Source organism: Streptomyces sp. NPDC004284 (assembly GCF_042874035.1).
Taxonomy (GTDB): domain Bacteria; phylum Actinomycetota; class Actinomycetes; order Streptomycetales; family Streptomycetaceae; genus Streptomyces.
The window spans coordinates 364,701-386,966 of sequence record NZ_JBIAMJ010000005.1 but is presented as its reverse complement, the minus strand read 5'-3'; the positions used below and the strand labels follow the sequence as shown (position 1 = coordinate 386,966).

27 protein-coding genes and 1 tRNA gene are annotated in these 22,266 nt (G+C 72.0%); 20 read left to right on the top strand and 8 right to left on the bottom strand.

All coding sequences use genetic code 11. The features are described from left to right. Positions 1 to 70: 70 nt before the first annotated feature. Positions 71 to 1,486: a DHA2 family efflux MFS transporter permease subunit gene (locus tag ACFYUS_RS16580; RefSeq protein WP_388851556.1), complete on the bottom strand. Its 1,416-nt coding sequence runs from the start codon at positions 1,484 to 1,486 to the stop codon at positions 71 to 73. Between the two features lie 90 nt (positions 1,487 to 1,576). Here ACFYUS_RS16580 and ACFYUS_RS16575 point away from each other — a divergent pair, with 90 nt between their 5' ends. The 6 genes from ACFYUS_RS16575 (at position 1,577) to ACFYUS_RS16550 (ending at position 6,784) form a co-directional block, all read left to right on the top strand. After that, positions 1,577 to 2,209 (top strand): TetR/AcrR family transcriptional regulator, encoded by a 633-nt coding sequence (locus ACFYUS_RS16575; RefSeq protein WP_388851553.1) that lies wholly within the window; start codon positions 1,577 to 1,579, stop codon positions 2,207 to 2,209. 90 nt (positions 2,210 to 2,299) lie between these two features. Next, positions 2,300 to 2,587: a metal-sensitive transcriptional regulator gene (locus tag ACFYUS_RS16570; protein WP_388851550.1), complete on the top strand. Its 288-nt coding sequence runs from the start codon at positions 2,300 to 2,302 to the stop codon at positions 2,585 to 2,587. A 111-nt stretch (positions 2,588 to 2,698) separates the two neighbouring features. Beyond that, entirely contained in the window at positions 2,699 to 3,337 is a 639-nt protein-coding gene (locus ACFYUS_RS16565; protein ID WP_388851548.1) for a TetR/AcrR family transcriptional regulator, read from the top strand. A gap of 218 nt (positions 3,338 to 3,555) precedes the next feature. Further along, the gene (locus ACFYUS_RS16560) at positions 3,556 to 4,125 is read left to right on the top strand and encodes an RBBP9/YdeN family alpha/beta hydrolase (RefSeq protein ID WP_388851545.1); all 570 of its coding nucleotides are present in this window, start codon (positions 3,556 to 3,558) and stop codon (positions 4,123 to 4,125) included. 27 nt (positions 4,126 to 4,152) lie between these two features. Next, positions 4,153 to 5,088 carry a prolyl aminopeptidase gene (gene pip / locus ACFYUS_RS16555; RefSeq protein ID WP_388851542.1) on the top strand — a complete coding sequence of 312 codons (936 nt, stop codon included), beginning with the start codon at positions 4,153 to 4,155 and terminating at the stop codon, positions 5,086 to 5,088. 142 nt (positions 5,089 to 5,230) lie between these two features. Then, positions 5,231 to 6,784: a M28 family metallopeptidase gene (locus ACFYUS_RS16550; RefSeq protein ID WP_388851539.1), complete on the top strand. Its 1,554-nt coding sequence runs from the start codon at positions 5,231 to 5,233 to the stop codon at positions 6,782 to 6,784. On the opposite strand, the gene ACFYUS_RS16545 is transcribed toward ACFYUS_RS16550, so the two are convergent. After that, entirely contained in the window at positions 6,785 to 8,377 is a 1,593-nt protein-coding gene (locus ACFYUS_RS16545; RefSeq protein WP_388851536.1) for a helicase HerA-like domain-containing protein, read from the bottom strand. A 97-nt stretch (positions 8,378 to 8,474) separates the two neighbouring features. Between ACFYUS_RS16545 and ACFYUS_RS16540 the strand changes: the two genes are divergently transcribed. Together ACFYUS_RS16540 and ACFYUS_RS16535 are read left to right on the top strand one after the other, a co-directional pair. Further along, complete coding sequence (locus tag ACFYUS_RS16540) at positions 8,475 to 8,771, top strand: type II toxin-antitoxin system VapB family antitoxin (RefSeq protein WP_030209440.1); 297 nt, start codon at positions 8,475 to 8,477, stop codon at positions 8,769 to 8,771. A 114-nt stretch (positions 8,772 to 8,885) separates the two neighbouring features. Then, positions 8,886 to 9,515: a LytR C-terminal domain-containing protein gene (locus ACFYUS_RS16535; protein WP_388851533.1), complete on the top strand. Its 630-nt coding sequence runs from the start codon at positions 8,886 to 8,888 to the stop codon at positions 9,513 to 9,515. 6 nt (positions 9,516 to 9,521) lie between these two features. Here ACFYUS_RS16535 and upp read toward each other — a convergent pair whose 3' ends face one another. Beyond that, positions 9,522 to 10,157 (bottom strand): uracil phosphoribosyltransferase, encoded by a 636-nt coding sequence (gene upp, locus ACFYUS_RS16530; protein WP_017240523.1) that lies wholly within the window; start codon positions 10,155 to 10,157, stop codon positions 9,522 to 9,524. Positions 10,158 to 10,249: 92 nt separating this feature from the next. Between upp and ACFYUS_RS16525 the strand changes: the two genes are divergently transcribed. The 9 genes from ACFYUS_RS16525 (at position 10,250) to ACFYUS_RS16485 (ending at position 15,841) form a co-directional block, all read left to right on the top strand. Further along, positions 10,250 to 10,459 carry a hypothetical protein gene (locus ACFYUS_RS16525; RefSeq protein WP_388851530.1) on the top strand — a complete coding sequence of 70 codons (210 nt, stop codon included), beginning with the start codon at positions 10,250 to 10,252 and terminating at the stop codon, positions 10,457 to 10,459. Positions 10,460 to 10,674: 215 nt separating this feature from the next. Beyond that, positions 10,675 to 11,211: a hypothetical protein gene (locus tag ACFYUS_RS16520; protein ID WP_388851797.1), complete on the top strand. Its 537-nt coding sequence runs from the start codon at positions 10,675 to 10,677 to the stop codon at positions 11,209 to 11,211. Positions 11,212 to 11,258: 47 nt separating this feature from the next. Continuing rightward, entirely contained in the window at positions 11,259 to 11,687 is a 429-nt protein-coding gene (gene tadA / locus ACFYUS_RS16515) for a tRNA adenosine(34) deaminase TadA (protein ID WP_388851795.1), read from the top strand. A gap of 67 nt (positions 11,688 to 11,754) precedes the next feature. After that, a tRNA-Ser gene (locus ACFYUS_RS16510) sits at positions 11,755 to 11,839 on the top strand. 456 nt (positions 11,840 to 12,295) lie between these two features. Further along, positions 12,296 to 12,460 (top strand): hypothetical protein, encoded by a 165-nt coding sequence (locus ACFYUS_RS16505; RefSeq protein ID WP_167352206.1) that lies wholly within the window; start codon positions 12,296 to 12,298, stop codon positions 12,458 to 12,460. Positions 12,461 to 12,469: 9 nt separating this feature from the next. Further along, a complete protein-coding gene (locus tag ACFYUS_RS16500; RefSeq protein WP_388851527.1) occupies positions 12,470 to 12,763 on the top strand; it encodes a Dabb family protein in 294 nt (97 codons plus the stop codon). Positions 12,764 to 12,976: 213 nt separating this feature from the next. Further along, the gene (locus ACFYUS_RS16495; RefSeq protein ID WP_388851524.1) at positions 12,977 to 13,825 is read left to right on the top strand and encodes an RNA polymerase sigma factor SigF; all 849 of its coding nucleotides are present in this window, start codon (positions 12,977 to 12,979) and stop codon (positions 13,823 to 13,825) included. Positions 13,826 to 14,060: 235 nt separating this feature from the next. Further along, positions 14,061 to 14,993 carry an RNA polymerase sigma factor SigF gene (locus ACFYUS_RS16490; RefSeq protein ID WP_388851521.1) on the top strand — a complete coding sequence of 311 codons (933 nt, stop codon included), beginning with the start codon at positions 14,061 to 14,063 and terminating at the stop codon, positions 14,991 to 14,993. A 50-nt stretch (positions 14,994 to 15,043) separates the two neighbouring features. Then, the gene (locus tag ACFYUS_RS16485) at positions 15,044 to 15,841 is read left to right on the top strand and encodes a hypothetical protein (protein ID WP_388851519.1); all 798 of its coding nucleotides are present in this window, start codon (positions 15,044 to 15,046) and stop codon (positions 15,839 to 15,841) included. Here the strand turns inward: ACFYUS_RS16485 and ACFYUS_RS16480 are convergent. The 3 genes from ACFYUS_RS16480 to ACFYUS_RS16470 are packed head-to-tail and all read right to left on the bottom strand — an operon-like array spanning position 15,822 to position 18,204. Further along, positions 15,822 to 16,655, bottom strand: coding sequence for an alpha/beta fold hydrolase (locus tag ACFYUS_RS16480; protein WP_388851516.1), 834 nt, complete (start codon positions 16,653 to 16,655; stop codon positions 15,822 to 15,824). The genes ACFYUS_RS16485 and ACFYUS_RS16480 overlap by 20 nt on opposite strands. Further along, complete coding sequence (locus ACFYUS_RS16475) at positions 16,652 to 17,224, bottom strand: TetR/AcrR family transcriptional regulator (protein ID WP_388851792.1); 573 nt, start codon at positions 17,222 to 17,224, stop codon at positions 16,652 to 16,654. Before ACFYUS_RS16475 ends, ACFYUS_RS16480 begins: the two co-directional genes overlap by 4 nt. A 56-nt stretch (positions 17,225 to 17,280) precedes the next feature. Further along, complete coding sequence (locus tag ACFYUS_RS16470) at positions 17,281 to 18,204, bottom strand: oxidoreductase (protein ID WP_388851513.1); 924 nt, start codon at positions 18,202 to 18,204, stop codon at positions 17,281 to 17,283. A 48-nt stretch (positions 18,205 to 18,252) separates the two neighbouring features. On the opposite strand from ACFYUS_RS16470, the gene ACFYUS_RS16465 reads away from it, so the two are divergent. Next, positions 18,253 to 18,882, top strand: coding sequence for a TetR family transcriptional regulator (locus tag ACFYUS_RS16465; protein ID WP_388851510.1), 630 nt, complete (start codon positions 18,253 to 18,255; stop codon positions 18,880 to 18,882). A gap of 63 nt (positions 18,883 to 18,945) precedes the next feature. Here the strand turns inward: ACFYUS_RS16465 and ACFYUS_RS16460 are convergent, their stop codons facing one another. After that, on the bottom strand, positions 18,946 to 19,179 hold the full coding sequence (locus ACFYUS_RS16460) for a hypothetical protein (RefSeq protein ID WP_388851508.1): 234 nt from the start codon (positions 19,177 to 19,179) through the stop codon (positions 18,946 to 18,948). Positions 19,180 to 19,338: 159 nt separating this feature from the next. On the opposite strand from ACFYUS_RS16460, the gene ACFYUS_RS16455 reads away from it, so the two are divergent. Together ACFYUS_RS16455 and ACFYUS_RS16450 are read left to right on the top strand one after the other, a co-directional pair. Further along, positions 19,339 to 19,788 (top strand): MarR family winged helix-turn-helix transcriptional regulator, encoded by a 450-nt coding sequence (locus tag ACFYUS_RS16455; RefSeq protein ID WP_388851505.1) that lies wholly within the window; start codon positions 19,339 to 19,341, stop codon positions 19,786 to 19,788. A 15-nt stretch (positions 19,789 to 19,803) separates the two neighbouring features. Beyond that, positions 19,804 to 21,396 (top strand): MDR family MFS transporter, encoded by a 1,593-nt coding sequence (locus ACFYUS_RS16450; protein ID WP_388851502.1) that lies wholly within the window; start codon positions 19,804 to 19,806, stop codon positions 21,394 to 21,396. 81 nt (positions 21,397 to 21,477) lie between these two features. Here the strand turns inward: ACFYUS_RS16450 and ACFYUS_RS16445 are convergent, their stop codons facing one another. Then, positions 21,478 to 22,260: a TetR/AcrR family transcriptional regulator gene (locus ACFYUS_RS16445; protein WP_388851499.1), complete on the bottom strand. Its 783-nt coding sequence runs from the start codon at positions 22,258 to 22,260 to the stop codon at positions 21,478 to 21,480. Between the last annotated feature and the right edge of the window lie 6 nt (positions 22,261 to 22,266).

Genomic DNA, 22,266 nt, shown 5'->3' with positions numbered 1-22,266 from the left:
ATCGAGCAGGACCGAGATCGAGCGGGACCGGCGTCGATACGGGCGCTCGGTGCGGGTCTCAGTGCGGGTCTCAGTGCAGGCCGTGGGCCCCGCCCGGGTGGTGGGGCCGGCCCCTGGGGATCAGGGCCGGGGCGGTCAGGGCCGCCGTGGCGGCCGTGACGGCGCAGAGGGTGAAGGCGGTGGTGAAGCCCGTCGCGGGGGTGCCCAGGGCGACGGTGGAGGCGACGGCGACGCCGATGGCGCCGCCGACCTCGTGGAAGGTGTTGACGATGCCGGAGGCGAGGCCGGCCTCGTGCGCGGGGATCAGGCCGAGGGCCGTCGTCGTCGCCGTGACGAAGACCGCGCCCAGGCCGAGGGCCGCCGTGGCCAGGGACGGCAGGAGGGTCGTCCACGGATCGGCGGTGGGGGTGAGGAAGGCGAGCGGCAGGCAGCCTGCGGCCGCCAGGGCCATGCCGCCGGCGGCGCAGGCGCGCGGGCCGGCCGTGGTGACCAGGCGGGAGCCGAGGTGGGCGCCGATCGCCGTGGTGAGCGCGACCGGGAGGAAGAGGAGTCCGGTGCGGAAGGCGTCCAGGCCGTTCACGTGCTGGAGCCGCATCGAGCCCAGGAAGAAGAACGAGATCAGGAGCGCCGTCGCGACCAGCATGAGCAGGGAGCCCGCCACGACCGGGCGCCGGGTCAGCATGCGCAGGTCCATGAGCGGGGTGCGGCTGCCGCGCTCCACCGCCGCGAAGACGCCGTAGAGCGCGACCGCGCCCAGGAGCGACAGCAGGGTGGCCGGGGCCGTCCAGCCGGAGTCGCCGGCCCGGACGAGGCCGTGGACGAGGGCGCCGGTGGCGGTGGTGACGAGGAGGGCGCCGGGGACGTCCAGGTGCCGGGTGCCCGTCCGGGCGGGGTCCTCGGGCAGCAGCTTCGGGAGTACGGCGAGCAGCGCCAGGCCCGTCGGGACGTTCGCGTAGAAGATCCAGGGCCAGCCCGGGCCTGCCGTGAGGGCGCCGCCGAGGAGGACGCCGACGGCGGAGCCGGTGCCGCCGACGGCCGCCCAGACGCCGAGGGCCCTGGCCCGTTCGGGGCCGTGGAAGGCGGTCGTGACGAGGGCGAGGGCCGCCGGGGAGAGGAGGGCGGCGCCGATGCCCTGGGCGGCGCGGCCGCCGATGAGCACGGTGGCGTTCGGGGCCAGGCCGCAGGCCAGTGAGGCGGCGGTGAAGAGGGCGAGTCCGGTGAGGAGGACCCGGCGGGCGCCGAGGGCGTCGGCGAGCCGTCCGCCGAGGAGCATCAGCCCGCCGAAGCAGAGGGTGTACGCGGTGACGACCCAGGTCAGGGCCGTACGCCCGAGGCCCAGGTCGGCGGCGACGGAGGGCAGCGCGACGTTCACGACGGTGACGTCGAGGATCAGCATGAACTGGGCCGCGCAGATCAGCGCGAGGGCCGTCCAGCGGCGTGCGCGGACGTCTGCGGGGACGCCGGGGAGGGCGGTGTCGGTGGGCATAACTGAACTGTACGGCACAGTACAGTTGAACTCAAGAGTACAGTTTCGCAGCTGAACTTGAGAGTTCAGTTCCCTTGGTACGCTCCCCGCATGGACCCCAAGCCCGCCCCCACCGGCCCCCGCGCCGCCCGCAAGCGCCAGGCCATCGTGCGGGCCGCCCGCGACCTCTTCCTCCGCGAGGGCTTCGGCGTCGGCATGGACGCCATCGCCGCCGAGGCGGGCGTCTCCAAGGTGACCGTCTACAACCACTTCGGCAGCAAGGAGGCCCTCTTCACCGCCGTCGTCGCCGGCGCCCTCGACGAACCGCTGCACGGGGAGACCGGCGGCCCCGACCTCGCCCTCCTCGCCGACGCCGAGGACCTGCACGCCGCCCTCACCGAGGCCGGGCGCGCCTGGGCCCGGGCCGTCCGCGCCGACGAGGAGGGCCGCGCCCTGCGCACCCTCGTCGCGACCGAGCTCCACCGCTTCCCCGAGCTGGGCCGCGCCTGGCGCGCGCACGGACCGGCCGGCCACCACCCCGCCGTCGCGGACGCCCTGCGCGCCCTCGCGGACCGGGGGCGGCTCGCGATCCCGGACCTGGAGGTCGCCGTCCTCCAGCTGTACTCGCTGCTCGTCTTCCCGCAGATGGTGTTCGAGCAGTACGGCACGGAGCTCACCGAGGAGCTGAGCGAGCGGCTCGTCGTCGACGGGGTGGAGATGTTCCTGTGCCGCTACGCACCCTGACAGGTGTCAGCAGGTGCCATCCTTGGTCTTCGACGGAACCCCGTGCCGGGGAGTAAAATTACCCCCTGGGGTATCTGTGGAGGAGTGACAGTGGAACTCGATCTCGCGGGCGCCGAGCTCAAGGCCGTCCTGAACCGGCTGCGCCGGGCCCAGGGCCAGATCTCCGGCGTGATCCGGATGATCGAGGAAGGGCGCGACTGCGAGGAGGTCGTCACCCAGCTGGCGGCCGCCTCCCGGGCCCTCGACCGGGCCGGGTTCGCGATCATCGCGACCGGGCTCCAGCAGTGCTTGACCGACATCGAGGACGGTCGCAAGAACGGCGAGGACCCCGAGGCGATGCGGGCCCGCCTGGAGAAGCTCTTCCTCTCCCTGGCGTAGGGGCGTCCCCGGCGCGGAGGCACGGGAGCACCCCGGTGAAACGGATTCCTATCCGCTTCACCGGGGGGACGAGTATGCTCGCCACGGGACAGTCAGGACAGGAGTCGGCAGATGAGTACGGAGAACCCGCAGGCCGGAGGCAGGGCGGCGGTGCCGGTTCTCAGCCTGCTCCCGACCGTCGACGCCCCCGCCCCCGAGCGCGCCGACGCGGCCCGCAACCGGCGCAGGATCCTCGACGCGGCCGCCCGGATCGTCGCCGAGGAAGGCCCCGACGCCGTCACCATGAACCAGGTCGCCCACGCCAGCGGCATCGGCGTCGGCACCGTCTACCGCCGCTTCGGCGACGTCTCCCAGCTCCTGTGGGCGCTCCTCGACGACCGCGAGCGCCAGTTCCAGGAGGCGTACATGAGCGGCCCTCCCCCGCTGGGCCCCGGCGCCCCCGCCGCCGAACGGCTCGACGCCTTCCTCGACGCGCTCGTCGACCGGGTCGCCGCCCAGCGCGCCCTGCTCCTCGCGGCGCACTCCGCCGCGCCCCGCGCCCGCTACCACAGCGGCGCGTACCGGGTGATGCACACGCACATGGCCCTGCTCATCGGGCAGCTCCGCCCGGGCAGCGACAGCACGCTCCTCGCGCACCTGGCGCTCGCGCCGTTCTCGCCGGACGTCATGCACCACCTGACGGTCGAGCAGGAGCTGTCGGCCGAGCGGCTCAAGGCGGGCGTGAAGGGACTCCTGGCCCTCCGGGCCTGAGTCCGACCGGTCCGTCCGTTCCGGCCGGTCCGGCCCTTCCGGTCCGTCCGTCTCCCGCCGGTCCGGCCCTTCCGGTCCGTCCGTCTCCCGCCGGCCCGGCCCTTCCGGTCCGTCCGTCTCCCGCCGGCCCGGCCCGTCCGGCCAGTCCGGCCCGCCCGGCCAGTCCGGTCCGTGGCACGTGGTGGACCGGCGGGCCGCCGCCGGTCCAGGATCACGCCATGACCACGTACTTGATCCTGCACGGCTTCCAGAACCACCGTCCGCCCGCCCACTGGCAGCACTGGCTCGCCGGGCAGCTGCGCGAGCGCGGCCACGAGGTCCGCTACCCCCAGCTGCCCTCGCCGGACGCGCCCGTCCTCGACGAGTGGCTCGACGCCCTGGAGGAGCACGGGCAGCGCCCGGCCGAGGGCGAGTTCGTGGTCCTCGCGCACAGCCTGTCGGTGCTGCTGTGGCTGCGCGCCGGAGCCCGCCGGCCGGATGCCGACCGGGTCCTCCTGGTCGCCCCGCCCTCCCCGCGGGTCACCGCCTCGATCCCCGAGATCGCCGCCTTCGCCGACGGCCTCGACCTGACGGAGGCGGACCTGAAGGCGCGGCTCGTGTACGGGGACGGGGACCCGTACTGCCCCGAGGGCGCCGATCTGCACTACGGCATCCCGCTGGGCCTCGACCTGGACCCCGTACGGGAGGGCGAGCACCTCAACCCCGACTCGGGGTACGGGGAGTGGCCCTCGCTCCTGGAGTGGTGCGAGGACCCGTCCGTACGGGTGCGGGGAAACCTCGCGCCGTGACACCGGCAGCCCGGTAGCGTCGGCCGGATGCATCCCGTGACCGCACCGTACGACCAGGGCCTGCTCGACGTGGGCGACGGCAACCGCGTCCACTGGGAGGTCTCCGGGAACCCTGACGGCAAGCCCGCGCTCGTCGTGCACGGCGGACCGGGCTCCGGCTCCTCCCCCGGCAGCCGGCGCTGGTTCGACCCGGAGGCGTACCGGCTCGTCCTCTTCGACCAGCGCGGCTGCGGGCGCTCCACCCCGCACGCGAGCGACCCGGCCGCCGACCTGTCCGTGAACACCACCGCGCACCTGGTGGCCGACATGGAGCGGCTGCGGGAGCACCTCGGGATCGACAAGTGGCTGCTGTACGGCGGCTCCTGGGGCTCGACGCTGATCCTGGCGTACGCGGAGGCGTACCCCGAGCGCGTGTCGGAGATCGTGATCGCCGCCGTCACGACCACCCGCCGCTCCGAGACCGCCTGGCTGTACGAGGGCGTCGGCGCCTTCTTCCCCGAGGCCCACGAGCGCTTCCGGGCGGGGGCGGACCACGCGGCCGACCTCGTCGGGGAGTACGCCGCCCGGATGAACCACCCCGACCGGGCCGTACGGGAGAAGGCGGCGGCCGACTGGTGCGCCTGGGAGGACGCGGTCCTCGCGCCGGAGGGCATGGGCACCCCGTACACCGACCGGGTCGACGACGCCCGGCTCGGCTTCGTCCGGATCTGCTCGCACTACTTCGCGCACGGCGCCTTCCTGGAGGAGGGCGCGCTCATCCGCGACGCCCACCGGCTCGCCGGCATCCCCGGGGTGCTCATCCACGGACGGCTCGACATGGGCGGGCCGCTCACCACCGCCTGGGAGCTGTCCCGCGCCTGGCCGGACGCCGAGCTGCACGCGGTGGAGAAGCGGGGACACCTGGGCGGCGAGGAGACCGGGCGGCTGATCCTGGCGTCCCTCGACCGCTTCGCGAAGGGGTGAAGTCGGGCCGACAGGGCGGGAATTGATAATTCCACATGTCATTCCCGATCAATCTGACGGGAATTGCGAAGGATCTGTTCACAGAATGCCCTCACGATCGCTAACTTCCCCTCAACCTCGTCCGTATCGGGAAGGGACTTCTGTGAACGCATCCCAGCGCCGGGCCGCGGCCGTCCTCGCCGCCGCCGCCCTCGCCACGCCGCTGGTCCTCGCCTCCCCCGCCTCCGCGGGACAGGACCCCACGGCCGCACCCGCCCGCGATGCCGCCAGGCTGGCGAAGAAGCTGGTCCGCGAGACCACCGCCCAGGACGCCTACAAGCACCTGCAGAAGTTCCAGGCGATAGCCGACTCGGCCGGCGGGAACCGGGCGGCCGGCACGCTCGGCCACGACGCCTCCGCCGCGTACGTGTACACGCAGCTCAAGAAGGCCGGATACGACGTCCGGTACCAGCGGTTCGACTTCATCTACACCCAGACGCTCGCCGAGAAGGCCTCCGTCGTCGCGCCCGCGCCCCGGGCCCTCGACATCAAGGCGATGACGTACACGCAGTCCACCCCGGTCGGCGGCATCACCGCCGAGCTCGCGGCCGTGCCCGTCGACGCCGACGGGACCACCGGCTGCGAGCCGGGCGACTTCGCCTCCGGCACCTTCACCGGGAAGATCGCGCTGATCAAGCGCGGCGGCTGCACCTTCGCCGTCAAACAGCAGAACGCCGCCGCGGCCGGCGCCGCCGGCGCGATCGTCTACAACAACGTCGACGGCGCCCTCTCCGGCACCCTCGGTGACCCGGCCTCCGGAAAGATCCCCACCGGCGGGATCAGCCTGGCCGAGGGCACGCAGCTCGCCGCCGACCTCGCCGGGGGCCCGGTCTCGCTCTCCTTCGAGATCCGCCAGCTCCAGGAGAAGCGCTCCACCAACAACGTCATCGCGGAGACCCGCGGCGGCAACGCCGCCGAGACCGTCATGCTCGGCTCCCACCTGGACTCCGTCACCGCGGGCCCCGGCATCAACGACAACGGCTCCGGCTCCGCCGGCCTCCTGCAGACCGCCCTGGAGCTCGCCAAGTCGAAGGACAAGGTCCGCAACAAGGTCCGCTTCGCCTGGTGGTCGGCGGAGGAGGTCGGCCTCCTCGGCTCCGAGCACTACGTGAACAGCCTGACGGCGCTCGACAAGAAGGAGATCAGGCTCTACCTCAACTTCGACATGATCGCCTCGCCGAACTACGGCCTGTTCGTGTACGACGGCGACAACTCGGACGGCGTCGGCGCCGGCGCGGGACCCGAGGGCTCCGCCCAACTGGAGCGCGACATCACCGACTTCATGGACGCGCGCGGGCTCCCGCACGAGGGCACCGACTTCACCGGCCGCTCCGACTACGGCCCGTTCATCGAGGTCGGCATCCCCTCCGGCGGCACCTTCACCGGCGCCGAGGGCATCAAGACCCCTGCCCAGGCGGCCAGGTTCGGCGGCCAGGCGGGCGTCGCGTACGACGTGAACTACCACGCCGAGGGCGACGACATCAGCAACATCGACATGACGGCCTTCGACGCCAACATCGACGTCATCGCCAACGCCGTGGGCACCTACGCCCACGACCTCTCCTCCCTGCGCAAGCCGGTCGTCTCCACCCCCACCACCGGCGACGCGGGCAGCGGCGGCGGCCTGCACGGCGACCACGACGAGGTGACGCGGTAGCTAGCGCCTGCGGCGGGCCGTCCCGAAGAGCGAACGGCTGATCTCCCGGCCCAGCTGGGTGCCGATCGACCGGGTCAGGGACTTGAAGATCCCGCTGCCCACCACCTGTTCGACGAGCGAGGGCTCCTCCTCCGTCTTCCGGTCCTTCCGGTCCTTCGGAGCGGGAGCCCTCGCCGCTTCCTTCGCGGCCGCGGCCTCCAGCGCCGCCGCCTCCGCCGCCCGCTGCTCGGCGGTCAGCCTCTCGTACGCCGACTCCCGGTCCACCGCCTGCGCGTACCGCCCGTAGAGCGGCGAGGCCTTCACCGCCGCGTCCAGGGCCGCCGCGTCGACCGGCCCCATCAGCGACTCGGGGGCCCTCAGCCGGGTCGCCGCCACCGGAGTCGGCGCGCCCTTCTCGCTCAGTACGGTGACCACCGCCTCGCCCGTACCGAGCCCGGTCAGCACCTCCTCCAGGTCGTACGGCGACTTCGGGAAGGTCCGCACCGTCGCCTTCAGGGCCTTCGCGTCGTCCGGGGTGAAGGCGCGCAGCGCGTGCTGCACCCTGTTCCCGAGCTGCGCGAGCACGTCCGAGGGGACGTCCTTCGGGGTCTGCGTCACGAAGAAGACCCCGACGCCCTTCGAGCGGATCAGCCGGACCGTCTGCGTGATCGCCTCCAGGAACGCCTTCGAGGCCCCGCTGAACAGCAGGTGCGCCTCGTCGAAGAAGAAGACCAGCTTCGGCTTGTCGAGGTCGCCGACCTCCGGCAGGTCGCCGAAGAGGTCCGCCAGCATCCACATCAGGAAGGTCGAGAACAGCTGCGGCTTGTCCTGCACGGCCGGCAGCTCCAGGACCGAGACGATCCCCCGCCCGTCCGCCGCCGTCCGCAGCAGCTCGGCCGTGTCGAACTCCGGCTCCCCGAAGAAGTCCCCCGCGCCCTGCTGCTCGAAGGCCGTGAGGGAGCGGAGGATCACCCCCGCCGTCACGGTGGAGAGACCGCCGATCCCCTTGAGCTCGGCCTTCCCCGTGTCCGAGACCAGGAAGGCCACCACCGCCCGCAGGTCCTTGAGGTCGATCAGCTCCAGGCCCTTGGAGTCGGCGTAGTGGAAGATCAGGCCGAGCGACTGCTCCTGCGTCTGGTTGAGCTGGAGCACCTTGGAGAGCAGCACCGGGCCGAAGCTGGTGACCGTCGCGCGGACCGGGATGCCGGGGCCGGTGCCGCCGAGCGCGTAGAACTCGCAGGGGAATCCGCTCGCCCGCCACTCCTGGCCGACCTCGGCGGCCCGCTGTCTGACCTTCTCGCCGTCCTGGCCGGGCGCCGAGACGCCGGAGACGTCGCCCTTGACGTCGGCGAGGAAGACCGGCACGCCGTTCGCCGAGAGCTGCTCGGCGATCAGCTGGAGCGTCTTCGTCTTGCCGGTGCCGGTGGCCCCGGCGACCAGACCGTGGCGGTTGAGCACGGGCAGCGGGACGCGGATGCGCGCGTCCGGGTGACAGACGCCGTCCCAGAGCAGCGCCCCCAGTTCGAGTGCGGGGCCGTCGAAGGCGTACCCGGCGGCGATCTCGGCGGCGGGCCCGGTCGTCCCGGTGGTCGGCGGCGGCTCGCTCACGCTCATGACGGGACCCCAATTTCGCTTTTGTCACGGTTCGCACCAGCATCCCACCGCCCTCGCGTGGCTGCGCCGGGAGCCGCTCGCCCGGTAGGCTTTCCGTGTGATCTTCAAGCGCATCGGAAACGGAAAGCCGTATCCCGACCACGGCCGGGAAAGCACCCGGCAGTGGGCGGACGTCGCCCCGCGCCCGGTCCGCCTCGACCAGCTGGTGACCACCAAGGGCCAGCTGGACCTGGAGACCCTGCTCGCCGAGGACTCCACCTTCTACGGCGACCTCTTCGCGCACGTCGTGAAGTGGCAGGGCGACCTCTACCTCGAGGACGGACTGCACCGCGCCGTCCGCGCGGCGCTCCAGCAGCGCCAGGTGCTGCACGCCCGCGTCCTGGAACTCGACTGACGCCGCCGGGCCCCCTGCCCGGCTGACCCTTTCGAGGGGCAGTTCCACCCCATCCGGACGCGATCACATGATCATCAAGTAGGCATCGCCGACGGGCGGCATTACGCTGCGTTCATGAGCATGCTCACTCCCCCCGGCATGGGCGGAAAGTACCGCATCACGGGGGATGTCTACCCCCGCATGCGCCGCCCCCACCGCCGGCGCAGGATCGTCCTCGCGTCCGCCGCCGCCGTGGTCGTGCTCGGCGCGGCCGGCTGGGGGACGCTCCAGCTCGTCGACGTCTTCTCGGGCGGCGAGGGCACGAAGACGACGGCCGGGAAGCAGACCGACTGCAAGCCCGCGCCCAAGGCGACCACCGCGCCCGCCGCCGCCTTCCCCAAGCCCGCGCAGATCACGGTCAACGTCTACAACGCGACCCCGCGCAGCGGGCTCGCCAAGACGACCGCGGACGAGCTCAAGAAGCGCGGCTTCAAGATCGGCAAGGTGGGGAACGCGCCCGTCGCCTACGACAAGAAGGTCCCCGGCACCGGCCTGCTGCTCGGCGCGACCACGGCCGTCAAGGGCGCCCTCCCGGTCCTCGGCACCCAGCTCGCGGGCACCACGAGCAAGGCCGACACGCGGGCCACGGCGGACGTGGACCTGATCATCGGGACCGCGTTCAAGACGCTGGCCCCGAAAGCGACGGCGGACGCGGCCCTGGTCGCTCTGACCAAGCCCGCGCCCGTACCGACCGGAAAGTGCTGAGGGTTCTTACTCAGCCGACCCGTACATGCGGTCGCCCGCGTCGCCCAGGCCCGGGACGATGTAGCCGTTCTCGTTGAGCCGCTCGTCGACCGAGGCGGTCACGACGGTCACCGGCGTGCCCGCGAGCTCGCGCTCCATGACCTCGACGCCCTCCGGGGCGGCGAGGAGCACGACCGCGGTCACGTCGTCGGCGCCGCGCTTGATGAGCTCCTGGATCGCCGCGACCAGCGTGCCGCCGGTCGCCAGCATCGGGTCGAGGACGTACACCTGGCGGCCCGAGAGGTCCTCCGGCATCCGCGTCGCGTAGGTCGACGCCTCCAGCGTCTCCTCGTTGCGGATCATGCCTAGGAAGCCGACCTCGGCCGTCGGGAGCAGCCGGACCATGCCGTCGAGCATGCCGAGCCCGGCGCGCAGGATCGGCACCACCAGCGGACGCGGGTGCGACAGCTTCACGCCCGTCGTGGGGGTGACGGGGGTCTCGATGTCGACCTGCTCGGTCCGCACGTCCCTGGTGGCCTCGTAGGCGAGCAGGGTGACCAGCTCGTCGGCGAGACGCCGGAAGGTCGCGGAGTCCGTGCGCTTGTCGCGCAGAGTGGTGAGCTTGTGGGCGACCAGGGGGTGGTCGACGACGTGGAGACGCATGGCTCAACAGTAGCCCGCCCCGCACTGGCGTCGACCCACCGCGCTGGGGGAAAGTGGGGGCACAGGGACCCAGCGATGGGGTGGTGTGGCCCATGCCCGACCTGGAAGAACCGGCCGAGGACGCCGCCGAGGGGGCGGCCCGGGAGCCGGCGCCGGAGACCGACGCGGAGCGCCGCAGGCGCCGCGCCCAGTTCCTCCGCGAGCTGAACGAGGCCAAGGCGCTGCGCGAGCGCGTGCAGCCGCGGCGCGCCCGGGCCGCCCGGATGCGCCAGGCGATGCGCATGCGGACCTTCCGGTGGTGAGCTCCGGTGGGGTGCCGGCCGGATCATCCTTTGTGCGCCCCCTTCGTGCGCCGGGGTCGCACGCCCGCCCGATCGCGGGGTCGTTCAGACTGATGCACGACGCAAGAGCCGAAGACCTCTCCTGACGGCGTCGCATCTGTCACGATGCCGATTGGGCGGGGCATCAGGCTCGCGCCGCCGGAACGTCACACCTCTGATCAGTGGGAGAGAGTCAGGTGTACTTCGCCGCACTGCTCGCGCGCACCGAAGACGGGTGGGAAGCGAGCGACACGGAGCTCGACGACGTGGAGACCCTGTCGGATCTGGCCGAGCTGGCCCGCGAGGCCTCGGACGACGACACGGTGATCGTCTTCATCGAACAGGAGGACGCGTGGTTCGGGATCGTCCGGATCGAGGGTGAGGAGGACCCTCGCATCTACGTCTCGGACGGAGCCTCCGCCGCCCGTTCCTCGTACGGGGAGATGCTCACCCGGGAGCTCCTCGGGGACGGCCTGGACGACCTGGACGACGACCTGGAGACGCTGGACCTGGACGGCACCGAGGACGGTGAGCCGCTCGACGACGGCGTGGACGAGGACGACGAGGCGGGCTCCGTCGCCGCCGAGGCCGTCCCGGCCGCTCCGGTGGGCGACCGGCTGATCCTGGCGGACCTCGGCATGTCGGCGGAGGACCTGCTGGCCCTCGACAGCGACGCGCTCGCGGAGATCGCGGACGCGCTGGGCGCCGCGGACGTCCTGGAGGCCGTCCGCTAGTGGCAGTGCCCGTTCCGGATCCCGTTCGCGACCCCTGGCGCGAGGCCATGCGGCTCGCCATGGCCGAGGCCGACGCGGCCGCGCCCGCCGGTGACGTGCCGGTCGGCGCGGTCGTGCTCGGTCCGGACGGGGCGGTGATCTCCCGCGCGCACAACGAGCGGGAGGCCACCGGCGACCCCACCGCGCACGCCGAGGTGCTCGCCCTGCGCCGGGCGGCCGCGGTGACCGGCGAGTGGCGGCTGACGGGCTGCACGCTGGTCGTGACCCTGGAGCCGTGCGTGATGTGCGCGGGCGCACTCGTCCAGTCGCGCGTCGAGCGGGTGGTGTTCGGGGCGCTCGACGAGAAGGCGGGCGCGACGGGTTCGCTCTGGGACCTCGTGCGGGACCGGCGGCTGAACCACCGTCCCGAGGTGATCCAGGGCGTCCTCGGCGAGGAGTGCGCCGAGCAGTTGACGGCCTTCTTCCGCACTCGCTGACCCTCCTTCTGACCTGCGGAGGGATACGGATTTCATCGCAGCGGAACTTTGGGCTAAGCTCTCTCTCGGTAGCGTGTCCGAGCGGCCGAAGGAGCTCGCCTCGAAAGCGAGTGTGGGGAAACTCACCGAGGGTTCAAATCCCTCCGCTACCGCTTCGATCGAAGGGCCCGGTGCATCAGCACCGGGCCCTTCGGCGTATCTCCGGTGCCTTCGGTGCCCTTGAGGGGGCGCCTTCGCTGCCTTTGAGGGCCCCTACGCGAAAGGCCCCGGTACGCGCGCGGGGCGCGGCCGGGGCCTTCTCCGTCGGAACGGGGCTTGGGACGGGGGGAACGGCATCGGGGGGACAAGCCGCTCCCCCCGACGAGAACCGGTCCGGCAAGTCCTGCGCCGCGGTCAGGGGGGAAGCTCGCGGCGCGGACCCCGCAGTGCGGGCCGGTTCCTTCGAGCCCTCGGATTCCTGCCAGACCCGCCGGGCTCGACATCCATACTGCTCGCCCGTCACGCTTCCGGGGGACGACGAAAGGCCCGGATCGCCGGGCCCTTGGTCCATAAGGCCTCGGTTAGAGTGGCGCGGTCGTTCGACGGGGGAACAGGGGAGGGCGGGACAGATGGCGCAGGCGAAGAAGGTCGCGCTGTACGCGGTCATGGTCTTCATCGTGTACACGATCGTCACCTCCCCGGCCCGGGCGGCCGATCTGGTGCAGGTAGGGTTCGAGGGCATTTCCAGCGCCGCCCAGGGAGTCGGTCAGTTCATGACCGAACTGATCAACTAGGAGCCCTCCGTGATCCGCCATCTGGTCCTCTTCAAGCTCAACGACGGCGTCTCGCGGGACGAGCCGCGGGTGGTCGCCGGCGTCGAGGCGTTCCGCGCGCTCGGCGGGCAGATCCCGGAGCTGACGTTCTGGGAGTGCGACTGGAACATCACCGACCGGCCGATCGCGTACGACTTCGCCATCAACTCGGCCGTCGAGGACACGGACGCGCTCCAGCGCTACCTGGACCACCCGGCGCACCAGGCGGGCGTCGCCCAGTGGCGCGAGTTCGCGACCTGGGTGATCGCGGACTACGCCTTCTAGACCTCGCGTCACCCCTGGGCCCCCTGCCGTCGCGGCGGGGGGCCTTTTCCGTGCGTGACCTCCCCTTTTTCCGCCAACATGCCCTCAACACGTGAGTATGCGGTGCTTGCACACAGTGGACATGTCTTGTGATGCTATGACCGCTTTTGACGGATGAGTTGACCGTAGCCGACCCAGTCGACCAGCAAGACCAGCCAAAGGGGTGGCGTGAACGTGCCGGCCAGTACAGCACCTCAGGTCCCGCCCCAGCACGAGGCGGGCGGAGCCACCGACACCCCGCGCCCCCGGCCGCAGAGCAGCCGAGGCGCCGACACCCGGGCACTCACCCAGGTGCTCTTCGGACAGCTCAAGGACCTGGAACCCGGCACCCCCGAGCACCACCGGGTGCGCGGGGCCCTCATCGAGGCCAATCTGCCGCTCGTGCGGTACGCGGCGGCCCGCTTCCGCTCCCGCAACGAGCCGATGGAGGACGTCGTCCAGGTCGGCACCATCGGCCTGATCAACGCCATCGACCGCTTCGACCCCGACCGGGGCGTGCAGTTCCCCACCTTCGCCATGCCGACCGTCGTCGGCGAGATCAAGCGGTACTTCCGCGACAACGTCCGGACCGTGCACGTGCCGCGCCGGCTGCACGAGCTCTGGGTGCAGGTGAACGGCGCCACCGAGGACCTGACGACCGCGCACGGCCGCTCCCCCACGACCGCGGAGATCGCCGAGCGGCTGCGGATCGGCGAGGACGAGGTGCTCGCCTGCATCGAGGCCGGCCGCTCGTACCACGCCACCTCCCTGGAGGCCGCGCAGGAGGGCGACGGGCTGCCCGGACTGCTCGACCGGCTCGGCTACGAGGACCCCGCCCTGGCCGGCGTCGAGCACCGCGACCTCGTCCGCCACCTGCTCGTCCAGCTGCCCGAGCGGGAGCAGCGGATCCTGATGCTGCGCTACTACAGCAACCTGACCCAGTCTCAGATCAGCCAGGAGCTCGGCGTCTCCCAGATGCACGTGTCAAGGCTCCTCGCCCGGAGCTTCGCACGCCTGAGATCCGCAAACAGGATCGAGGCGTAACCGGAACGGGTAGACCGGTTCGGAGCAGTTCGACGGCGCCTCACATGCCGCACACCCCTTGTTTCCTGCGGATATGTCACCTCGCCGTGTCGACAAGTCACTACAGCGTGTTGCCGACATGTGACATTCTGCTGGAACCGAGTTTGCCGCAGCCCCGCCGCCGGTATTCAGGTGGTGGCTGCGTTCCTCAGATGGTCGCGGCGACCGCGACCGTCCGCGACCTCAAGGGGGTGGCATGTCCACAGAACTGGGCAGCTCGAAGGTGCTCACGCTCACGCCCGTTCCCGTGCCCGCGCAGACGACCGCGCCGACCGCGACCGACGGCACGGAGCCCGTGAACAGCACGGAGACCGCCGAGACCGCGCCCCCGCCGATGCTCCTCACCTCCGGCGCCCTCGACACCCGCACCCTCTCGCGCTCCCTGTTCCTGCGGCTGCGCGCCCTCGACACCGAGGGCGCCGCGGCCGACAGCCCGGAGCGGACCTACGTCCGCGACACCCTCATCGAGCTCAACCTCCCCCTCGTGCGGTACGCGGCGGCCCGCTTCCGCTCCCGCAACGAGCCGATGGAGGACATCGTCCAGGTCGGCACCATCGGCCTGATCAAGGCGATCGACCGCTTCGACTGCGAACGGGGCGTGGAGTTCCCGACGTTCGCGATGCCGACCGTCGTCGGCGAGATCAAGCGCTTCTTCCGCGACACCTCCTGGTCGGTCCGCGTCCCGCGCCGGCTCCAGGAGCTGCGCCTCGCCCTCACCAAGGCCAGCGACGAGCTCGCCCAGAAGCTCGACCGCTCCCCCACCGTGCCCGAACTCGCCGCCGTGCTCGGGGTGTCGGAGGAGGACGTCGTCGACGGCCTCGCCGTCGGCAACGCGTACACCGCCTCCTCGCTCGACTCCCCCTCGCCCGAGGACGACGGCGGCGAGGGCTCCCTCGCGGACCGCCTCGGCTACGAGGACTCGGCCCTCGAAGGCGTCGAGTACCGCGAGTCGCTCAAGCCGCTGCTCGCCAAACTCCCGCCCCGGGAGCGGCAGATCATCATGCTCCGCTTCTTCGCCAACATGACGCAGTCGCAGATCGGCGAGGAGGTCGGCATCTCCCAGATGCACGTCTCGCGGCTCCTCACCCGCACCCTCGCCCAGCTGCGCGAGGGCCTCATCTCCGACTGACTTGCCCAAAACGCCGCACTGTTGACGCCTCGTCAGCCAGACTGGGGCGCATGTGGCCAAGGAAGCCGGGACTCGCGGCGGTGGCGCTCTGCCTCGGCGGGGCGCTGACCGCGTGCGGCGGAGGAGGAGACGGCGAGGGGTACGCGGCGGTCGGCGCCGGCCCCTCCCTCAAGGGCGCGGTCGCCCCTTCGGGCGTGGTCACCCTGGTCCCCCTGGAGCCCTCCGCGAGCGGGACGACGTCCAGCACGTCGTCCCCGTCGCCCATGGCCCCGGGAAGCCCCGGGGCGTCCCCCGAAGGCGCCGGCGCCCCCTCTCCGGGCCCTTCCGGGACACCGGGGACCCCCGGTGCCTCCGGGTCTCCTCGTGCGGGATCCAGTACGGGTTCCCCCAGGGGACCGGGGTCGGGTGCGGCTCCGACGACCGCGTCGCCCGGTCACGCGAGCACCGGCACCCCGCCCCGTACCCCCTCCACCGCGCCGGGCACCGCCCCGCCCGGCACCGGTACGCCCCCGTCCTCGCCCACGCCGACCACCGCGCCCGGGCCCGCCGTGCTCACCGTCTCCGCTCCCGGCCTCGCGGACGGCGACCAGCGCTGGTGCCAGCGGGTCACCGTCACCTTCCGCAACACCGGTGGTTCCGCCGCGACTTCGGGCACGGTCGGCTTCGCGACGCACATCATCGGGCTGCTCGGCACCGACTGGGGGACGGTCTCCTCCCGTCAGCCGCTGCCCGCGCCGATCGCCGCCGGGACGGCGCGGACGCAGACGTACACGGTGTGCGTGGACTCCTGGCGGGTGCCGCTCGGCATGCGGGTCGACACCCGCGAGGTCACCGCCTCATGGCGCTGACCAGCACCTCCGCGAACTCCGCCGGGTGCTCCACGCAGCCCACGTGCCCGCCGGGGAACGCGACGGTCCCGGCCCCGGTCAGCTCCGCGATCCGCCGGGACGGCCCGACGAGCGCCTCCTGATCCGCCGACTCCCGCCCGACGCCCAGGACCAGCTTCCCGGCGGCGGCGCGCAGCCCGTCCAGGTCCGGGGCGGAGGAGGAGAAGGGGCACAGGACGTGCTCCAGGAAGACCGGCATGTTGGCGGCCATGCGGGAGGCCATCGGCCGGATGGAGGCGGGCAGTTCGCCGCTCCGCCGCTCCGGCTTCCGGCCGTCGGGCGTCTCGGAGAACCGGGCCATCGCCGGTCCGAGCCCCTGTGTGCGGTGCAGCTCGCGCACCTCGGCGAAGTGGTCGCGGTACGGGGCGGGGTCGGCGAGCAGTTCCACCAGGGGCGGCTCGTGGGCGACGAGCCGGCGCACCCGGTCCGGGCGGGCGGCGAGCAGCGCGAGGGCGACGATGGCGCCGGAGCTGCTGCCGAAGACGTACGCGGGCTCGTCCGGCGAGACCGCGTCCAGGACCGCGAGGGCGTCCTCGCGCCACTCGGCCACCCGCTGGTCGCCGAGGGGCCCGTCGAGCGGGCTGCGCGACAGGCCGCGCTGGTCGTACGAGACGACCGTGTGCCCGGCGTCCGCGAGCAGGTCCGCCATTCCTTCGAACAGGCCGGCGTCCCCCGCGCCGCCCGGGACGAGCAGGAGCACGGGCCCGGTGCCGCGTGACTCGTGGTGGAGCGTGGCCCCCGGGACCTTCACCGTGCCGACGTCGACGACCTTCATGATCCGTTCCCCCAGTTCCGCAGGACGTGGTGGAGCGCGTCGAGCGAGCGCGCCCAGGAGTCGGCGACGGGGCGGGAGTGCGCGAAGCCGCCGCTCAGTTCGAGGTGGATGTAGCCGTGGAAGGTGCTGCGGAGCAGGCGTCCGGCGTCGGTGAGGTCGGGTTCCTGGAGGCCGTAGCCGCGCAGCATGCCCTGCGTCAGCTCGACGGCGCGCAGGAAGACGGCGGTGTCGGCGACCTCGGCCGGGTCGATCCGCTGCTGGGTGGCCGCGTACCGCCCGGGGTGGGCGAGGGCGTAGTCACGGTAGGCGTCGGCGAAGGCGACGAGCGCCTCCTTGCCGGAGCGGCCGGCGACGGCCGCTCCGATGGCGTCGTTCATCTCGCCCGAGGCGAGGAGCGCGAGCCGCACCCGCAGGTCCCGCAGGTTCTTGATGTGCGAGTAGAGGCTCGCGTCCTTGACTCCGAAGCGGCGTGCCAGGGCCGAGACGGTGACCTTGTCGAGGCCGCTCTCGTCCGCCATCTCGGCGGCGGCCCGGACGAGGCCGTCGACGGTGACTCCCGCGCGTCGCACCACGGACTCTTCCTTCCTAGAGGCTCTAGTAAGAAACCTAGCACTCCTAGGCATGCTCAGGAACTGAGAAAACGCACTCCGGTCAGACGCTCCGACTCCTCCCACAGCCGGCGGCCCGTCCCGGGGTCTCCCGCCGCGTCGGAGAGGCGCACGCGGGTCGGGGCGCCCCGCAGTTCGCCCATGCCGTCCGGGCCGATGAACTCGCCGCCCGCGACGGACGGATCGGTCGCCGCGTACAGCTGGGGCAGCGCGCCCCGCTCCGGCCGCTGGGCGAGCAGCGGATTGCCGACGCGCCCGAAGAACAGCTTCGCCAGGCCGGAGGTGTCCTTCATCTGGAGGCTGGTCGCGGTGTAGCCGGGGTGGGCGAGCACGCTGCGGACCGGGCTGGAGGTCGCGGTCAGGCGGCGGTGCAGCTCCTTGCCGAAGACGGCGTTGGCGAACTTGGACTGGTTGTAGAAGGCCATCGGCGCGTAACCGCGCTCGCCGTTCAGGTCCTCGAAGCGGAGGCTGCCCTGCCGGTGGTTGATCGAGCTGACCGTGACCACCCGGGGGTCGGTCCCGGCGGCGAGCAGGTCGAGCAGCAGCCCGGTGAGCGCGAAGTGCCCGAGGTGGTTCGTGGCGAACTGGAGCTCGTGGCCCTGGGGGCTGAGCGTGCGGGGCGGGGCCATCACGCCCGCGTTGTTGACGAGCACGTCGAGGTGCGGGTGCTCCGCGCGCATCCGCTCCGCGAAGGCGCGCACCGAGTCGAGGTCGGCGAGGTCGAGCGGGCGGACGTCGAGGAGGCGGGCGTCGGCCCCGAGGGCCTCGGCGGCCCGTCGGCCCTTCTCCTCGTCCCGTACGGCGAGGATCACGCGCCCGCCCCGGCGGGCGAGTTCACGGATGGTGGCGAGGCCGAGACCGCTGTTGGCCCCGGTGACGACGGAGACCCGTCCGGTCTGGTCCGGGATCCGGTCGGCGGTCCAGCGCTGCTTGTCAGTCATGCGGCACACGTTGCCGTTCGTGTCACCGAGTGTCAAGTATGACTCTGGATGCCATGGGAGTCACCGCGTACCATCGAGCCCGTGACCACCCTCGCCCAGCGCAAACGCCAGCTCGTCGCGACCGAACTCACCGAGGCGGCCCTCCAGCTGCTCGCCCTCCGGGGCTTCGACGCGGTGACCGTCGACGAGATCGCGACCGCCGCCGGGGTCTCGAAGCGGACCTTCTTCCGGTACTTCGCGTCCAAGGAGGACGTGGTCGTCCAGTTCCTGGCCGGCATGGGCGCCGACATGCGCGCGGGGCTCGCGGCCCGGCCCGCCGGGGAGCGCCCGTCCGAGGCGCTGCTCCGCACCGTCTCCGTACCGCTGACCGCCTGCGGCGACCACGCCGAGCGCGCCCTGCCGGTGGTCCGGCTGATCCTGCGGACGCCCGCGCTGCTGGCCCGCTTCCTGGAGCACCAGGCGCGGTGGCGGGAGGAGCTGACGGAGGAGCTGGCGGTCCGGCTCGGGCGCGATCCCGGGACCGACCTCTATCCCCGGCTCGCGGCGGGCATGGCACTGGCCGCCTTCGACGCCGTGCTGCACCGGTGGAGCGGGGGCGAGGGCGCCGAGGATCCGGGCGCGCTGATCGGGGAGGCGTTCACGGTGCTGGCGCCGGCCCTGGATTCCGTCACCGCGTAAAGAAGTGGGCCGGGTCCGCACGCACTGCGGACCCGGCCCACTTCCTCCATGGGTACGGAGCGGTCAGCCCAGCGCCAGCCAGGCGACGGCCGCCAGGACGACGATCACCGCGACGACGCCGACGATCACGCCGACCTTCGGGCCGCCCGACGAGGTCGCGACCTGCTGCTGTCGCTGCTGCGGGGCGCCCTCGTCGACGAAGGCGCGGAACATCTGGGTGCTGCCGGCGGGGTCGTAACCCTCGGGGCCCTGCGGGGGCTGTCCCTGGCCGTACGGTGCTTGGGGGTTGTGTGCCATGGGCCAGGACCCTAGCGAAGTCGGGGTGGGGGGCCCAAGCCCCGCCCCCGCCCGCCTGCCTTTGCCGATTCTTTAGCGCCGTTTGACCGATTTAGTTTGCCTGAAGCAACCATCCATCTTTATGGTTGCCCTAAGCAACAAGATGGACGGGGGTGCCCGATGGCGACACGGAACAGGTACGAGGACCTCGCCCGGTCGGTGAGTGCGATCGGAGCCGTGAAGCGCGGACTCGCCCGTGTCCTGCCCGTCGAATGCCAGGGCGGCGCCGCGGCCACGCTCGCCCTGGTCAAGCACCACGGCGACATGCGGATGAGCCGCCTCGCCGAACTCATGGCCGTCGACATGTCCGTGTGCAGCCGCCATGTGGCCCACACGGTCGAACACGGCTGGATCGAGCGCCTGCCCGACCCGGACGACAAGCGCTCCCGCATCCTGCGGCTCACGGAACCGGGCCACGCGATGCTCGGCGAGCTCGACCGCCGGGTGACCGAGGCCTTCTCCCGCCACCTCTCGGAGTGGTCCGACGACGACGTCGAACTCCTCACCCACCTGCTGGTCCGCCTCCGAGAATCCTTCGGGGACTGCCGGGCCCAGGCCCACCACGCTTGAGAAAAAAGGAAGTTCATGGCTACGACCACGCCCGACACCGGTGCGCGGGACGGCGTCACCGGTACCGGCGGCGGCGACACCGCACCGATGACCCACCGGCAGATCATGGAGGCGCTGTCCGGGCTGCTGCTCGGCATGTTCGTCGCCATCCTGTCCTCGACGATCGTCTCCAACGCCCTCCCCCAGATCATCACCGACCTGGACGGCGGCCAGTCCGCCTACACCTGGGTGGTGACCGCCTCCCTCCTGGCGATGACCGCGACCACCCCGCTCTGGGGCAAGCTCGCCGACCTCTTCTCCAAGAAGCTGCTCGTCCAGATAGCCCTGATCGTCTACGTCACGGGCTCGGTCGTCGCCGGCCTCTCGCAGAGCACCGGCATGCTCATCACCTGCCGTGTCGTCCAGGGCATCGGCGTCGGCGGTCTGACCGCCCTCTCCCAGATCATCCTGGCCGCGATGATCGCCCCGCGTGAGCGCGGCCGGTACAGCGGCTACCTCGGCGCGACCTTCGCCGTCGCCACCGTCGGCGGCCCGCTGCTCGGCGGCGTCATCACCGACACCGACTGGCTCGGCTGGCGCTGGTGCTTCTACGTCGGCGTGCCGTTCGCGATCATCGCGCTGATCGTCCTGCAGAAGACCCTGAACCTCCCCGTCGTGAAGCGCGAGGTCAAGGTCGACTGGGCCGGCGCCTTCTTCATCAGCGCCGCCGTCTCCCTGCTCCTCATCTGGGTCACCTTCGCGGGCGACAAGTACGACTGGATGTCCTGGCAGACGGCCGCCATGGTCGGCGGCTCGGTCCTCCTCGGCGCGGTCTTCGTCCTCGTCGAGTCCAAGGCGAGCGAGCCGATCATCCCGCTCCGCCTGTTCCGCAACCGGACGATCACCCTCGCCTCGCTCGCCTCGCTCTTCGTGGGCGTCGCGATGTTCGCCGGCACGGTCTTCTTCAGCCAGTACTTCCAGCTGGCGCGGAACGAGTCGCCGACGATGTCCGGCGTCCTCACCATCCCGATGATCGGCGGCCTGTTCGTCTCCTCCACCGTCTCCGGTCTGATCATCACCAAGACCGGCCGCTGGAAGGCCTGGCTGGTCAGCGGTGGCGCCCTCGCCGCCGGCGGCCTCGGCCTGCTCGGCACGATCCGCTACGACACGCAGTACTGGCACATCGCGATCTTCATGGCGGTCCTCGGCCTCGGCCTCGGCATGATGATGCAGAACCTGGTGCTCTGCACCCAGAACCAGGTCGCCCCCGCCGACCTCGGCGCCGCCTCCTCCGTGGTCACCTTCTTCCGCTCCCTGGGCGGTGCGATGGGTGTCTCGGCGCTCGGCGCGGTCATGGCCCACCGGGTCACGGACTACGTCAAGGACGGCCTGACCGAGCTCGGCCCGAAGGCCGCTGCCGCCCTCGGCCAGGGCGGTTCGGGCGGCGGCATCCCCGACATGGACAAGCTGCCCGCCCCGATCCGCACGGTCATGGAGAGCGCGTACGGACACGGTGTCGGCGACGTCTTCCTCTACTCGGCGCCGTTCGCGCTGCTCGCCTTCCTCGTGACGCTGTTCATCAAGGAAGTCGCGCTGAAGAGCAACGCGACGAAGGCGGAGTCCCGGTAGAAGAGCTCCCGGCCGCGCTTCGAGCGGAGGCGCGGCCGGGTCCGGTACGGAGCGGCGGGCAGGGGACGGCCCGCCGCTCCGTCATTTCTCCGTGCCCTGTGCGGCCTCGCGCGCGACCATGACCTCGATGCCGGCGATCAGGACGTCCAGGGCGTAGCCGAAGTCGCGGTCCCAGATGACGCTGAGGTCCTCGTGCGAGGTCCGCTCGTCGAGGAGCTCCTGGAGGCCCTCGATCCGCTCCGCGAGGCCCGGGTCGTCCCGGAAGGCGTTCACCGACTCCACGTAGAACTCGTCCTGCGACTTGCCGGCCTCCGCCGCACGCCGGCCGAACTGGGACTCGATCGTCCCGTAGCCGTACACGAACTGGAAGACCGCCGACATCGCGCCCGGCCGGCGGTCGAGCGAGATGCCGGTCTCCGCGACCGTGTCGTGGATCTTCTGGCCGACGGCGATCGCGTTCGGGCCGATGTTCAGGTACTGGCCGGCGCTCGGCGACATCCACGCGTGGCGGACCAGCATCCGCCGGTAGTCCTGGGCGAGCAGCCGGATGCGGTCCCGCCAGTCCCCGGCGGCGTCGACCGCCGCGAGGTCGATCTCCCCGTACACCTCGTCCATGGCGTATTCGAGGATGTCGTCCTTGGTGTCCACGTACCAGTAGAGGGACATCGCGGTGACGTTCAGCTCGGTCGCGAGCTTGCGCATCGACAGCTTGGCGAGGCCCTCCTCGTCGAGCATCCGGATCGAGGCGGCGACGATCCGGTCCCGGTCGAGCCCGGCCGGGCCGCCGCCGCTGCGGGTGGTCTTCTGCTCCAGCCAGACGCTGGAACGCGCCGGGTCCTTGGCCCGATCGGCTGCCTTGACCATCGCGTT